The sequence below is a fragment of the Arthrobacter sp. alpha11c genome (genome assembly GCF_054149985.1).
In genome coordinates this window covers 2,531,536-2,545,673 of the sequence record NZ_CP196747.1, presented here as the reverse complement: position 1 = coordinate 2,545,673, position 14,138 = coordinate 2,531,536, and the positions used below count along the sequence as shown (strand labels likewise).

The window sequence follows — 14,138 nt, the reverse complement described above, 5'->3', positions numbered from 1 at the left end:
TGTCTCACAGACAACACTTGTTGCCTATGAGGATATGTTGTGATGGGAGTAACAGTCAAGGGGCTTTGTTCATCATCGGGCTGTTTGTGGCTCCCACAGCCCGTGATCCCGCTACTATTGCTGCAATGACAGGGCCCAATGACAGGCCTGAAAGGTTCGTGAATGAAGGCTCTCCCCGTTGAACCAAGCAACGTACCCGTTGCCATTGGTTCCAGAATCCGCGCAGCCCGCCAGGCGCAGCGCCTCACCATCGAGCAAGTGGCGGACGCCACGGGACTGACCAAGGGCTTCCTCAGCCGCGTCGAGAGGGACCTGACGTCGCCGTCGGTCGCTTCCCTGGTAACCCTTTGCCAGGTCTTGTCTGTGTCGGTAGGGGACTTGTTTGCCGCTCCGGAAACCCACCTGACGAGGCGCGACGACGGTCCGCGGATTTCCTTGGGTGGCCAAGGCATTGTGGAGCGCTTGTTGACGGCCCGTTCGGAGCGGCGCCTGCAGATCCTTCAGGCCACCATCGAACCGCGGGGCCGTGGTGAGAACGAGCTCTACGCCGTGGACTGCGATGTTGACGTCCTTCACGTGGTGAAGGGACGCATCAAACTCATCCTGACCAACGAGGAGTACGACCTCGAAGAAGGGGACACCCTCTCCTTCCCGGGCCGTGAACCCCACACCTGGGTCAATCCCACGGACGAAACCGTCGAGGTCCTCTGGATTCTGGTGCCCGCAGCGAGCCGCTAGGCCCTTCGCGCTGCGCCGCGGTCCGTCCCAGTTGCCCGACGCTTGCCGTCCGGATTTGGTGAGTGGGCCGTGGAATCCCGCGGCCTGGCCGAATTCACTGCGCCACGAACCGGGGAGGAGCGTCGCGTGGGAGGCTGAGGACTGCCCGAATTTCTGCAAGCATGCGCTCCGGTTCAAACCAGATGACCTCCGGCGGATACCTCAGCACCAAGAATCCGTTGACCGTGGAGGCATTATTCCTCGCAAGGTCATTCCGTAGGGATTTCCTGCTTGAGTGATACGCGAAACCGTCCACTTCCACGATGAGGAAGTCCTCAATGAGAAAGTCGACGCGCCCGATTCCAGGGATCGCTACTTGGGAGTTGAAGGCGATGCCGTGAGCGCGGAACAAGTGCTGCGCATCGATCTCCACAATGGAATCCGCACTCAGGTCCAGCTCATTGAGCGCGTCGAGAACAGGCCGCGACCTATCTCCCCGTAACTGCTCCTTCAGTAGTTCGAGTGGCACACCGTGCAAGCGAATCGCCGATGTTGCGATTGCCGTCGATGCGGGTGGTTCCAGGCACGCCATCGCGTGCAGCACGACGTCCTCGACGGCGGCAATGGGGAGCGTGGGATGGGGATCGAACCTGTTGGTTCTGTGTCTGACGAAGCCAAGACCATGCCCATGGTTGCAGGCCAAGTGATGGAGATCGGGTGTTTTGCGCAGCCACAGCCCATAATGCGGGGCGGCGCTGGCACAGGAGACGTGGGCGTTATGGCGTAGGGCCGCTGCCAACTCTGGTTTGTGCTCCCCAAGCATGAAGACGCCGCGCCGAGGCTGTCGCGCCCCTTGGCTTGACAGGCGTGCGAGGTCCGCGCGCGAGTAGCCTGCGGCCAGCAATTGCCCGGTTCGGGCAACTCCGCCGACTTTTTGGAGATACTGGAAGGCATCCATCAGGCCAGTCCACACGCTGCCCATGCCGCGTGAAATGACTAACTTGCCGTATGTGGGCAACGCCGGGGCGACGCCTTCTCCCAGTTTGTGCTCCGAGCCGCCGCGCAGTCAGCCCACGTGGACCCAGGGGCGCCGGGTGATGTCCGGCTCAGCTTCACGCAGTACCTCGCGGGTCACGGGCGCGATCTCGCCCTCGCCGAAGAACAGGAACTTGCTGAGGTTGGAGATCGGATTGCCCTCGGTCCAGCGGAAGTAGATGTGCGGCATGAAACCCGTAACGTCGCGGATGTGAAGCAAGACGGCGGCAAGGGTGTTGGGCACGTTGTTGCTGTGGACTTCCAGGATCTTGAAGCCATGCCGTTGCTTGCCCACGACCTGGAGCTCCTGCTCGAAGTCTGAGCTGTCGTCAACAATGATCTCGATGAACACCGCATCGCAATCCAGCGGCAGGTGGTTGGCCTGTTGCGCGTGTTGGAGCTTCTCCCGGTACCGCCCGGCGCTGAGGTGTTTTGGTTCATGGGCGATGATCCGGACCGGTCCGTCGACGTTGTTCGCAGTGAATTCGAGTGCAGTCTGGTCCATCTTGATATGCGTGGCACGGAGCTCGAAGGCACGCCGGATCCGGGAGATGAAGCTCACCACCATGATGCCCAGAATGAACAGTGCGGCGATCTTCAGGCCGTCCGGACGCTCGATCGAGTTGACCACGGTGGTGTAGATGAAGACCAGGGAAACCACTCCGAAGCCGATGAACTGGGCCCGTTGTTTCTTTCGCCGGGCGGACAGCGTTACCGCGATGGAGGCGGAGGTGATCAAGACGAGGACACCCGTGGCATAGGCGCCACCCTGTGCGTTGACGTCGGCTTGGAAAATAATCGTCACGATGAAGGCGATGACCGTGAAGACCAGGACGAGTGGACGCAGTGCACGGACCCAGGCTGGAGCCATGCCGTAGCGCGGCAGGTACCTGGGGACCAGGTTCAGGAGGCCGGCCATGGCTGAGGCACCGGCAAACCAAAGGATAGCGATGGTGCTGGCGTCGTACACCGTGCCGAATCCGTCGCCCAGGAACTTGTGGGCGAGGAAAGCCAGGGCGCGCCCGTCAGCCTTGCCGCCGGGTTCGAATTCCGCGGCCGGGATCAGCATGACGGTGGTGAAGCTGGACGTGATGAGGAACGAGCTCATGATGATGGCGGCGGTGGTCAGGAGCTTGTGGGCACCTTTGATCCGGCCGGATGGCTTCGCTTCAGTGTCGGATGGATGTCCCTTGATCTGTGGCATGACTGCGACGCCGGTCTCGAACCCCGAGAGGCCGAGGGCCAACCGTGGGAACACGAGCAGCGCAAGGGCAATCATCAGGATGGGATCGCCGTGGGATGTGTTCAGCGCGGTCCACCAGTCTGAGATGACCCGGGACTCCGTGAAGACATGGCTGATGGAGACGACGACCACTACAAGGTTCAGCGCCAGGAAGGCGGCGACCAGGACGACGGCCACGTTGATGGCTTCCTTGAATCCGCGCAGGAAGACGATGCCCAGTCCCGCAATCAGGGCCAGGGTGATGACAACCTGCTGGCCTTCCAGGAAGTGCGGAGCAAAGGGGTTCTCAATGAGGTGGGCTGTGGCGTCGGCGGCGGAGAGGGTGATGGTGATCATGAAGTCCGTGGCCGCAAAACCGAGGAGCGCCAGGACGAACAACTTGCCTCCCCATCGAGGAAGCAGGCGCTCGAGCATGGCAATGGAACCCTCGCCCCGAGGACTTTCCCTGGCAACGCGACGGTATACAGGCAGTGCGCCAGCCAAGGTGACGAAGACCAGGAGCAGCGTGGCCAACGGCGACAGTAATCCCGCAGCCAGGGCCGCGATCGCAGGCTGATAGCCCAGCGTTGAGAAGTAGTCCAGGCCCGTCAGGCACATGACCTTCCACCAGGCCTGCGGTTTGTGGGCTTCCGCAGGCTGTCCGTGCGGACCCTGCCGCTTGCCCGAGGTATCCGGCATTCCTTCCAGCAGCCACGATTTGAGGTGGAATGCCTTTTTGTGCCGGTCGGCAGGATCGGCCGGCGGCCTCGTCAGGGTGGTCACGTTGTCCTTTCGGGCAGCAGGGTGCTGCTCACGGAAGGAGCGTATGGCCGCGTTCTGCGCCGGGACCCCGGTTTTTATGGAATCTTTACGCCCGATGTGACCGGCATCTCATATGAGCTCACCGACAAAGGGAACTTGTAAACAGGTGATGCTTATTAGGAAACTTTGAGTGTATGATGGGTGTCACAGTTACTGATTCATCTCGACCTATCCACTAAGGAGTGGCGCATTTTGGAAGAGCTCCGTATTGAAGCCAACGGGAACCTCGGTCCCATCGATTCATCCCGCATCCCGCGCTACGCCGGTGCCGCCACCTACGCCCGCCTGCCCCGCTTGGACCAGGTATCCAAAGCTGACGTCACGGTTGTTGGCGTACCTTTCGACTCCGGTGTTTCCTACCGTCCCGGCGCCCGCTTCGGCGCGAACCATGTGCGTGAGGCCAGCCGCCTGCTGCGCCCGTACAACCCTGCCTGGGATGTCAGCCCCTTCGAGAACATCCAAGTGGCGGATGCCGGCGACATGGCGGTGAACCCGTTCAACATCAACGAGGCCATCGAGACAATCCAGCAGAACGCGCTGGACCTCACGGCCAACGGCAGCAAGCTGGTCACCCTGGGTGGCGATCACACCATCGCCCTTCCGCTCCTGAGGGCAGCAGCAGAGCGCGCCGGTGAGCCGGTGGCTATGCTCCACTTCGACGCGCACCTGGACACCTGGGACACCTACTTCGGCGCGGAATACACGCACGGTACGCCCTTCCGCCGCGCTGTGGAAGAAGGCATCCTGGACACGGAGGCAATCAGCCACGTGGGTACCCGCGGTCCGTTGTATGGCAAAAAAGACCTCGACGACGACCACCGCTTTGGCTTCGGAATCGTCACCTCCGCTGACGTCTACTACCAAGGCGTCCTGGAGACGGTGGCCAAGATCCGCGACCGCATCGGAAATCGTCCGCTGTACATCTCGGTGGACATCGACGTCCTGGATCCGGCGCACGCGCCCGGCACCGGTACTCCCGAAGCAGGCGGCATTACCAGCCGTGAACTGCTCGAGATCATCCGTGGCTTCCGTGGCATGAACCTCGTTGGTGCGGACATCGTGGAAGTTGCCCCGGCTTATGACCACGCGGAAATCACTGGCGTCGCCGGCAGCCACGTTGCTTATGAACTGGTCACCCTCATGGCAGACAATGCCGTGGAAGGTGACCGTCACGGCGCACCGAACGGCTACGCCCAGCAGGCCCTCGGTGCCCGCATCGCAGAGCTCGCCCAGGCAACCGGCACTGCAGGAGAAACGCGATGATCGATTTCGATCCAGGCACCGCGGCGCCAACCCGCGGTACTGATCAGCGCAATGGTGGGGACCTCGTCGTCGAGACCCTCGAAGCGCTGGGGGCGAAGACGGTGTTCGGCATCCCGGGCCAACACGCTTTAGGTCTCTTTGACGCCATGGGCCGCGGCAACCTGCACTTCGTGTCCTCCCGCGTGGAGAACAACTCGGCCTTCGCAGCTGACGGCTACTCCCGGGCCACCGGCGAGGTGGGCGTGCTGTTCCTGTCCACCGGTCCGGGTGCGCTCACCTCCCTTGCGGGTTTGCAGGAGGCTTATGCCACCGGTGTTCCGATGGTGGTTGTGGCCAGCCAGATTCCGCTTGAGGGCTTGGGCGCTCGCCGCAAGGGCATGCTGCATCAATTGGATGACCAGAAGGCTTCGGCCGCGAACGTCACCAAGAGCCAGCGCCTGATCCAGCACGCCTCGGGCATCCCGTCGGCGATCCAGGACGCCTGGACCGAGGCGATTTCCTCGCCGCAGGGTCCGGTGTGGATCGAGATTCCACAGAACGTCCTGCTGGATCCGATCATGGTCCCGCCGGTGGAGGATGCGCTCGCCGAGGCAGCAGACAACCCGCCGCGCGTCGAACTGATCCGCGAGGCCGTGAAGTGGCTTTCGACGGCGGAACGTCCGGCGATCATCGCAGGCGGCGGTACGCGCCGTGGCCGGGCTGAGAAGTCGCTGCTCTCCATTGCCGAGCAGCTGCGCGCACCGGTGATCTGCACCCCTGGCGGCAACGGTGCGTTCCCGTGGAAGCATGAGTTGTCCTTGCAGTCGTGGATCGAGGACCGGTACATGACCGATGTCCTGGAAGATGCCGACGTACTCATCGTCATCGGCTCTTCCCTCGGAGAAGTGACCTCGAACTACTTCACGTTCGAACCCCGCGGCCGCATCATCCAGATCGACGCCGAACCCCGCGTCCTGGAATCCAACCGGCCAGGTTTGGGCATCCGTGCCGACGCCGGCCAGGCACTCGCAGCACTGGACGAAGCCCTCGCAGCAGCGGGTGCTGCCGACACGGTGACGCGTTCCTGGCACGGCACCAGCCCTGAAGACGTAGTCAAGGAGTCTTTGGCCAAGGTCAAGGCACGCCTGGAATCACAGGACCTGGCCAAGGAACTGAAGTTCATGGCCGACATCCGCGAGGCTGTCCCGGCTGACATGCAGACGTTCTGGGACATGACCATCTCCGCGTACTGGGGCTGGAGCTGCTGGGACGCCCGTGAAGGTCAGTTCCATTCCGCCCAGGGCGCCGGCGGGCTCGGCTACGGATTCCCCGCCGCAATCGGCGGCGCCGTGGGATTGGAGACCACGGGCAAACCGAGTCGAGTGCTCGCTGTGTCCGGTGACGGTTCCTCGATGTACTCCATCTCCGAACTTGCCACGGCGAAGCAGCACAATATCCCGGTCACGTGGCTGATCGTGGACGACGGCGGCTACGGCATCCTCCGCGAATACATGGTGGGTGCTTTCGGCAAGGCCACGGCCACTGAGCTCGCACGCCCGGACTTCGTGAAGCTGGCCGAGTCGTTCGGCGTTCCGGCGCGCCGGGTTTCCCCGGAGGAAGTGGGGGACGCGCTCAGAGCGTCCTTCGAAGCTGACGGTCCCAACGTCGTCGTGGTTGAGACGCTGCTAAAGATGTTCGGCCCCACCCACCTGGACCACTAAGTACCCAAGATCAAGCCCCCGCACGTTTTCCGTGCGGGGGCTTGATGCTTTTAAGGCCCAAAGCTCTTCTTTAGTTTCCCAAAGCAATCAATATGAGTTATAGTTGCTTTAGGCAAACAAAAAAGGGGAGTTTTCCATGTCCGTCGGTTCTGCCACAGCAACCGATCTTGTGCATCAAATATTCGATCTCCAGCGCACCCTGCGTTGCGTGGTGACCGCCCACATGGCCCGCGTTCCCGACGTCGGGATGGCGGTCCAAGGCGTCATGCGCTTCATCGGCGAGGGGGAGACCCGGGCGACCTCACTGGCGGCGCGCCTGGGTGTCAGTGCGCCGGTCCTGAGCAGGCATGTCGCCGAACTCGAGGAACTTGGTTTCGTCGCAAGGCGGCCTGACCCGGCGGATGGCAGGGCCCAGCTCCTTGCCCTGACGGAGGAGGGCGCGGCGAAACTGCGCGAGTTCGAAGAACAACGCAGCGTGAGGCTGCGGGATTACCTGGCCGATTGGAGCGAGGCTGACGCCCTCGAGGCCTCCCAGGTCATCAATAAACTCACCACGTCCCTTAAGGACTCAATCCGGGCAACGGCGGCCGGCTCCACCAACTCGACTCACACAGCTTAGGAGCCACGCATGGCCACACCAGTTCAGACAGCCGCCCCGGAGGTCGCCGCACCCATGACCCACCGGCAAATCATGGAAGCCCTCACAGGTCTCCTCGCGGCCTTCTTCACAGCGATCCTGAGCAGCACCATCGTCGCCAACGCGCTGCCAACCATCATGTCCGAACTCAAGGGCACGCAAACCGATTTCGCCTGGGTCATCACCGCAGCGTTGCTTGCGAATGCGGCCACCACGCCGATCTGGGGAAAGCTCGCAGACCTCTTCGACAAGAAGCTCCTGGTCCAGCTGAGCATCATTATCTTCGTGGCGGGCTCCGTCATGGCTGGCTTGTCCGAGACGATTCCGCTGCTGCTTACTGCGCGTGTCATTCAAGGAATCGCCATGGGTGGCCTCACCGCCCTGGCCCAGGCAATCATCGGTTCCATGATTCCGCCGCGGGATCGTGGCAAGTACTCCGGCTACATGGGTGCCGTGATGGCAGTGGGCACTGCCGGCGGCCCGCTCCTGGGCGGCTTCATTGTGGACAGCCCGCTCGGCTGGCGCTGGACGTTCTTCGTCTGCGTGCCGCTGGCCGTTGTTGCGCTCATCCTGCTTCAGGTGACCCTGAAGATCCAGCACATCAAGCGTCCCGCCAAGATCGACTGGCTCGGCTCCATCCTCCTGACTTCGGGCGTGAGCCTGCTCCTCATCTGGGTTTCCTTTGCCGGCAACCCGGACTACTACGACTGGTTCTCCTGGGAGTCAGCACTCATGGTGGGTGGCGGCGTGGCGCTGTTGGCGCTCCTGGTGCTGGTGGAAACCAAAGTTGCCCAGCCGATCATCCCGCTGAAGATCATCTCCGAGCGCACCACGGCACTTGCCATCATCGCGTCAATCGCGGTCGGTATCGCCATGTTCGGTTCGTCCACGTTCCTGGGCCAGTATTTCCAGGTGGCCCGTGGAGCCACGCCCACTGAGGCTGGCCTGCTGACGCTGCCAATGATCGCCGGCAACCTTATTGGTTCTGTGGCGTCGGGCGTCCTGATCAGCCGCTTCGGCAAATGGAAGCGGTTCCTGATCGCCGGCTCCGTGCTCCTGATCGGTGGCCTCGCTTTCGCCGGCACCATGGACCACACCACAGAACTGTGGATTGTAGCCATCTACACCGGTGTGTTCGGCCTCGGTTTGGGCATGCTGATGCAGAACCTGGTGCTCGCCGTGCAGAACACGGTCCAGGCCAAGGACATCGGAACGGCCAGTGCCTCGGTGGCCTTCTTCCGTTCTGTAGGTGGCGCAATCGGCGTATCCGTCCTTGGCGCCATCATGTCCAACCACGTGAAGGACCTGGCAGTTGAAGGCATGGCCGCCGCCGGTATTCCGGTCCAAGGTGGAGGGTCCGGTGCCAGTATGGACCTGGCCGACATGCCTGCTCCCATCGCGGACATCATGCGCGCTGCCTACGGCGATGCCACTGCCCAGATCTTCCTGATCTCCGCGATCATCAGTGTGGTGGCACTCCTGGCTGTGCTGTTCATCAAGGAACGTCCGCTGCGGCGCACCGTGGACGCTGCTCCCGAGAAGGAACTTATTGCGACGGCGTCCGGAGATGCCGCCATGTCCCTGGACACTTCGACTCTGGATACCGGTTCCTTGGACACCGCGTCCGTGGATACCGCCCGCGTCGGTCAGGGAGGAACGTCCGACGACGGCGCACGCCGCTTGGGTGCCGAGCCCGCCGTTTCAGGGCGCGGCCGTCAGGTTCCGGTGGGTGAGCGCCAGGATCCGACCACGGACTCCGGATCCGATCTTGACCTGGAATTCGCGCGGATCCTGACCCAGGAACGCCCCCAGGGGACTGCGGACGTCAAGGAATTGCAGGAACAACTCTCCCGCACCCAATACGTCCTGGCCGAACAGCAATTGCAGCTGAGCCGGGCCAACGTTGAACTGCAGGCCCGTCTGCGTGAGCAGCAGACGGTCGCGGAGCAGCAGGCGCGCACTGCCAGCGAACTGTCCGCCCTCCGCAAAGAGCTCAAGCGCGAACGCAGGCAGCAGGAGCGAATGGCGTTGATGCTCCTCCAGGGCGTCGAAGCGCGCGAAGCACGTTCGGACCACGGCAAGCACGCTGGCTAAACCTCACAGATCCCGCTCTCGTTCGAAACTCCCGGCGTACTACGTGGGGTGTGGCGAACGAGGGCGAGACGAACAAGTGCGGGAGCGAAAGCGCCGGCTGGGGGACCAGCCGGCGTTTTTGTTGCTTGCAGCGGCTGATCGGGCCTGCAACGGCTGTGGTGCCTGCACCAGCGGGAGCACATCCGACACGGGAAATACTCCGCTGGGATGATCTTTTCCCTAGGTTGTTTCGCCGAGGCAACGGATTTCGTAGAGTAGGGAGGCTAATACTGTCAGCCCCTGCTGCAAAACTTCTCTTACTTCATTCACGCACTCTTTCTAAGGACCCGTGGGCATGCTTGTCACCCTTATACGGCGCTACTCCAAGCCGTATTTGCCGCAGATAGTGGCCGTCCTCATATTCCAGTTGGCGTCCACTATTGCCACGCTCTACCTCCCGAGCCTCAACGCCAAAATCATTGACGAGGGAGTCTCCCGCGGCGACACCGATTTCATTTGGCGGACCGGCGCGCTGATGCTCGCCGTCGCACTCGGCCAGGTGCTCACCGCTGTCGCAGCCGTCTACTTCGGTGCGCGCACAGCAATGGCGATCGGCCGGGACCTCCGGCGCAGCGTCTACCGCCAAGTGAGCAGCTTTTCCGCACAGGACGTGAACCGTTTTGGTGCTCCTACGCTGATCACCCGCGGCACCAATGATGTCCAGCAGGTCCAGATGCTGGTGCTGATGGGCCTGAACTTCATGGTCTCCACACCCATCATGTGCGTGGGTGGCATCATCATGGCCCTCCGCGAGGACCTCAGCCTGTCCTGGCTGGTCTGGGTCTCCGTGCCCATCCTTGTGGCAGTGGTGGGCTACCTCGTGGTCCGGTTGATGCCGCTGTTCCGTTCAATGCAGACCAAGATCGACGCCATCAACGGTGTGCTCCGCGAGCAAATCATTGGTATCCGCGTTGTCCGTGCCTTTGTGCGAGAACCTTACGAAGCCAAGCGTTTCGGTGACGCCAACCAGGACCTCACCGCCGTCTCCGTGAAGATCGGCAATCTCTTTGTCCTGATGTTCCCGGCCATCGGCATGATCCTGCACCTGTCTACTGCGGCGGTGCTGTGGTTCGGCGGTCAGCGTGTGGACTCCGGCGACATGCAGGTAGGCTCCCTGACTGCTTTCCTTCAATACCTCCTCCAGATCCTGATGGCAGTCATGATGGGAACCTTCATGGCCATGATGATTCCCCGTGCTTCCGTCTGTGCAGACCGCATCGGCGAGGTCCTGGACGTTGAGCCTTCCATCCACAACCCCACGTCCCCTGTGGTTCCCTCCGAAAAGAAGGGACACGTGGAGTTCCGCGATGTCACCTTCAAGTACCCCGGAGCCGAGGCGCCGGTGCTGAGCAACATTTCCTTCACCGCTGAGCCGGGCAAGACCCTGGCGATCATCGGTTCCACAGGCGCAGGCAAGACCACCCTGGTCTCCCTGCTGCCGCGGCTTTACGATGTCGCCTCAGGTGACGTCCTTCTCGACGGCGTCCCCGTCACCGAACTGGACGCGTCGGAGATCACCAGCCGCGTCTCGGCGGTGCCGCAGAAGCCGTATCTTTTCTCGGGGACCATCGAGCACAACCTGCGCTTTGGCAAGCCCGAGGCTACTGACGAGGAACTCTGGGAAGCGCTGGAGACCGCGCAGGCCAAGGGCTTCGTTGAGGAAAAGTCATCCGGCCTGAACCGGCGGATCGCCCAGGGTGGCACCAATGTGTCCGGCGGCCAGCGCCAGCGCCTTTCCATTGCCAGGGCCTTGGTGACCAAGCCGAATGTCTATCTGTTTGACGATTCCTTCTCCGCGTTGGACGTTGCCACCGATGCGAGGCTCCGAAAGGCCTTGAAAGCCAAGACACGCGACGCCACAGTCATTATCGTCGCCCAGCGCGTCTCCACCATTGCCGATGCGGACGAGATCCTGGTCCTGGATAACGGCCGGATCGTGGATCGCGGAACGCACGATGAACTGCTTGAAACCTCGCCTACGTACCAGGAAATCGTTGAATCCCAGCTGAGTGTAGAGGAAGTCGCATGAGCGAGCAGAACCAGCAGAAGAAGCGTGGCTGGGCTGCCAAGGCAGAGGCCGCGAAGAATGCCCAGGCTACAGCCGAGGCAGACGAGGCGGACGTGGCAACCGAGGCACTTGATGACGACGACTTCGTAGAGGAGGAGTACGTCCCTTCGGAAGCCGATGGCGGTATGTTCGGCGATGTTCCTGCCAAGAAAGCCAAGGAGTTCTGGCCATCAGCCAAGCGGCTCATGGGCTTGTTGAAGCCTGAGAGTGTCGGCGTCTACATCGTGATCGGCCTTGTGGTGGTCTCGGTGGTCCTGAATGTGATTGCACCCAAGATTCTGGGCAGCGCGATGGACGTGATCTTCGGCGGCGTCATGGGCAAGCAGCTGCCGCCCGGCGTCTCCCAGGAACAGTTCGTAGAGCTCATGCGCCAGCAAGGCCAAGAGAACTTTGCGGACATGGTCTCCAAGATGCAACTCACCAACGGGATCGACTTCCCCAAGCTGACGTTCCTTATTTCGATCGTGCTCCTGATGTACTTTGTGGCCAACATCTTCCTGTGGGCTCAGGGCTGGTTGCTCAACAGGATCGTCATGCGCGTCATCAAGCAACTCCGTAACGACGTCCAGGCAAAGCTCAACAGGCTCCCGCTGAACTATTTCGACACCCGTCAGCGCGGCGACATCCTCTCCCGCGTCACGAACGACGTCGACAACGTCCAGCAGGGATTGCAGCAGGCGTTCGCACAGCTGGTCAGCTCGGTGCTCACCGTCCTGGGCATCACGGTGATGATGTTCATCGTGTCCTGGGAACTGGCACTGATCGCACTGATCGCGCTGCCACTCTCCGGTGTCATGGCCGGCGTCATTGGTGCCAGGAGCCAGAAGCTTTTCGCTGCACAGTGGAAGAACACCGGTTCCCTGAATGGCCAGATCGAGGAATCATTCTCCGGGCATGACCTGGTGAAGGTGTTTGGCCGAGACGCTGACATGCTGGTGCGCTTCGATGAACGCAACGAGGCCCTGTACAAGGCGTCCTTCGGGGCCCAGTTTGTTTCCGGCGTAATCTTCCCGGCCATGAACTTTGTGTCCTACCTGTCCTACGTCGGCATTGCGGTGGTTGGCGGCCTGCGGGTTGCCTCCGGCTCCATGAGCCTTGGCGACGCCACAGCCTTCATCCAGTACTCGCGGGAATTCACTCAGCCCCTCGGCCAGATCGCCGGCATGGCCAACATGCTGCAGTCCGGTGTGGCCTCGGCCGAGCGCGTTTTCGAATTCCTTGACGCCGACGAAGAAGTTGAAGAGACCGGTACGCGCCACCTGCCGGCCAAGACCGACGGCCACGTGGAGTTTGAGCATGTCTCCTTCAGCTACGTGGAGGACAAGCCCCTCATCGAGGACCTGTCCTTCAGTGCAGAGCCTGGCCACACCGTGGCGATCGTCGGACCCACGGGGGCCGGAAAGACCACCCTGGTGAACCTGGTAATGCGCTTCTACGAGCTCAATGCCGGGCGCATCACCTTGGACGGCGTGGATATCAAGGATCTCAGCCGCTCCGAGCTGCGGTCCAAGGTAGGCATGGTGTTGCAGGATGCCTGGCTTTTCGGCGGGACCATCTACGACAACATCAAGTACGGCAACCTTGACGCCACCGAGGAACAAATCATGGAAGCGGCCAAGGCCACTTATGTGGACCGCTTCGTCCGGGCATTGCCGGATGGTTACCAGACGATCATCGATGAAGAAGGCAACAACGTCAGCGCCGGTGAGAAGCAGCTCATCACCATTGCCCGTGCGTTCGTCTCCGATCCTTCACTGCTGATCCTTGATGAGGCTACGAGCTCTGTGGATACCCGTACTGAGCTGCTGCTGCAGAAGGCCATGGCCGCCCTCCGCACGGACCGGACCAGCTTCGTCATCGCGCACCGGTTGTCCACCATCCGCGACGCCGATACCATCCTGGTGATGGAGAACGGGCGGATCGTGGAGCAGGGCAACCACAACCAGCTGCTGGTGCTCCAAGGCGCGTACTACCGCCTGTACATGTCCCAGTTTGCCGGTGAGGAAGAGACCGCCGTGGACGATTCGACGGCGGTGCACAGCTGAGCGCGCATTCCCTAAGTACTGGGTTGCACGCCCGGGACTCCGTGGAACCCCAGCGCATTGAGGTACTCGTACCCATGCGCTGGGGTGACATGGATGCGTACGGGCATATCAACAATGTGCAGATCGTCCGGATGCTGGAAGAAGCCCGAATCGCGGCTTTCGGACCACCACGGGGTGCTGGCCTTCCGGGCACAGAACCACCGGCGGCGCTCTTCAACGACGTTGAAGAGGGCACCATGACGTTGGTTGTGGAGCACAAAGTCCGGTATGTGCGGACGTTGGAATACCGCAACATCCCGGCAGTGGTGGAGATTTGGGTTGGCGCCATCAAGGGGGCCAGCTTTGATCTTCACTACGTCATCAAGGACCCCGTCACAAGGGAAGACTGCGTCAAAGCCAGTACGCACCTGGCCTTCGTGGCAGAGGCTACCGGCAGGGTCCTCAGGCTCACTCCGGACCAGAGGGAAAAGCTGGAGCGTTACCGCGCGTAGAGTTT

The 14,138-nt window shown here is 61.9% G+C and carries 10 protein-coding genes; 8 read left to right on the top strand and 2 right to left on the bottom strand.

The annotated features are described in order from the left end of the window. The first annotated feature begins 162 nt into the window (after nt 1–162). Nucleotides 163–738, top strand: a complete 576-nt coding sequence (locus ACTAQJ_RS11520) for a helix-turn-helix domain-containing protein (RefSeq protein ID WP_431118647.1) — start codon at nt 163–165, stop codon at nt 736–738. Between the two features lie 94 nt (nt 739–832). Here the strand turns inward: ACTAQJ_RS11520 and ACTAQJ_RS11515 are convergent, their stop codons facing one another. Both ACTAQJ_RS11515 and ACTAQJ_RS11510 read right to left on the bottom strand, forming a co-directional pair. After that, on the bottom strand, nt 833–1,675 hold the full coding sequence (locus ACTAQJ_RS11515) for a DUF559 domain-containing protein (RefSeq protein ID WP_498702119.1): 843 nt from the start codon (nt 1,673–1,675) through the stop codon (nt 833–835). 108 nt (nt 1,676–1,783) lie between these two features. Then, the gene (locus ACTAQJ_RS11510; protein WP_498702118.1) at nt 1,784–3,757 is read right to left on the bottom strand and encodes an APC family permease; all 1,974 of its coding nucleotides are present in this window, start codon (nt 3,755–3,757) and stop codon (nt 1,784–1,786) included. A 231-nt stretch (nt 3,758–3,988) separates the two neighbouring features. On the opposite strand from ACTAQJ_RS11510, the gene speB reads away from it, so the two are divergent. From speB to ACTAQJ_RS11475, 7 genes are all read left to right on the top strand, one after another. Beyond that, complete coding sequence (gene speB / locus ACTAQJ_RS11505) at nt 3,989–5,059, top strand: agmatinase (RefSeq protein ID WP_416416767.1); 1,071 nt, start codon at nt 3,989–3,991, stop codon at nt 5,057–5,059. Continuing rightward, a complete protein-coding gene (locus tag ACTAQJ_RS11500) occupies nt 5,056–6,759 on the top strand; it encodes a thiamine pyrophosphate-binding protein (RefSeq protein WP_498702117.1) in 1,704 nt (567 codons plus the stop codon). Before speB ends, ACTAQJ_RS11500 begins: the two co-directional genes overlap by 4 nt. A gap of 136 nt (nt 6,760–6,895) precedes the next feature. Continuing rightward, nucleotides 6,896–7,378, top strand: a complete 483-nt coding sequence (locus ACTAQJ_RS11495; protein WP_498702116.1) for a MarR family winged helix-turn-helix transcriptional regulator — start codon at nt 6,896–6,898, stop codon at nt 7,376–7,378. A gap of 9 nt (nt 7,379–7,387) precedes the next feature. After that, complete coding sequence (locus ACTAQJ_RS11490) at nt 7,388–9,490, top strand: MDR family MFS transporter (protein ID WP_498702115.1); 2,103 nt, start codon at nt 7,388–7,390, stop codon at nt 9,488–9,490. Between the two features lie 334 nt (nt 9,491–9,824). Beyond that, a complete protein-coding gene (locus tag ACTAQJ_RS11485) occupies nt 9,825–11,558 on the top strand; it encodes an ABC transporter ATP-binding protein (protein ID WP_498702114.1) in 1,734 nt (577 codons plus the stop codon). Then, the gene (locus ACTAQJ_RS11480; protein WP_498702113.1) at nt 11,555–13,642 is read left to right on the top strand and encodes an ABC transporter ATP-binding protein; all 2,088 of its coding nucleotides are present in this window, start codon (nt 11,555–11,557) and stop codon (nt 13,640–13,642) included. Before ACTAQJ_RS11485 ends, ACTAQJ_RS11480 begins: the two co-directional genes overlap by 4 nt. A 74-nt stretch (nt 13,643–13,716) precedes the next feature. Continuing rightward, the gene (locus ACTAQJ_RS11475; protein ID WP_498702179.1) at nt 13,717–14,133 is read left to right on the top strand and encodes an acyl-CoA thioesterase; all 417 of its coding nucleotides are present in this window, start codon (nt 13,717–13,719) and stop codon (nt 14,131–14,133) included. Nucleotides 14,134–14,138 lie beyond the last annotated feature (5 nt).

Coding starts and splice junctions, on each gene's coding strand:
- ACTAQJ_RS11515 (WP_498702119.1), bottom strand. CDS start 1,675: ATGGATGCCTTCCAGTATCTCCAAAAAGTCGGCGGAGTTGCCCGAACC.
- ACTAQJ_RS11520 (WP_431118647.1), top strand. CDS start 163: ATGAAGGCTCTCCCCGTTGAACCAAGCAACGTACCCGTTGCCATTGGT.
- ACTAQJ_RS11480 (WP_498702113.1), top strand. CDS start 11,555: ATGAGCGAGCAGAACCAGCAGAAGAAGCGTGGCTGGGCTGCCAAGGCA.
- ACTAQJ_RS11475 (WP_498702179.1), top strand. CDS start 13,717: ATGCGCTGGGGTGACATGGATGCGTACGGGCATATCAACAATGTGCAG.
- ACTAQJ_RS11490 (WP_498702115.1), top strand. CDS start 7,388: ATGGCCACACCAGTTCAGACAGCCGCCCCGGAGGTCGCCGCACCCATG.
- ACTAQJ_RS11485 (WP_498702114.1), top strand. CDS start 9,825: ATGCTTGTCACCCTTATACGGCGCTACTCCAAGCCGTATTTGCCGCAG.
- ACTAQJ_RS11495 (WP_498702116.1), top strand. CDS start 6,896: ATGTCCGTCGGTTCTGCCACAGCAACCGATCTTGTGCATCAAATATTC.
- ACTAQJ_RS11500 (WP_498702117.1), top strand. CDS start 5,056: ATGATCGATTTCGATCCAGGCACCGCGGCGCCAACCCGCGGTACTGAT.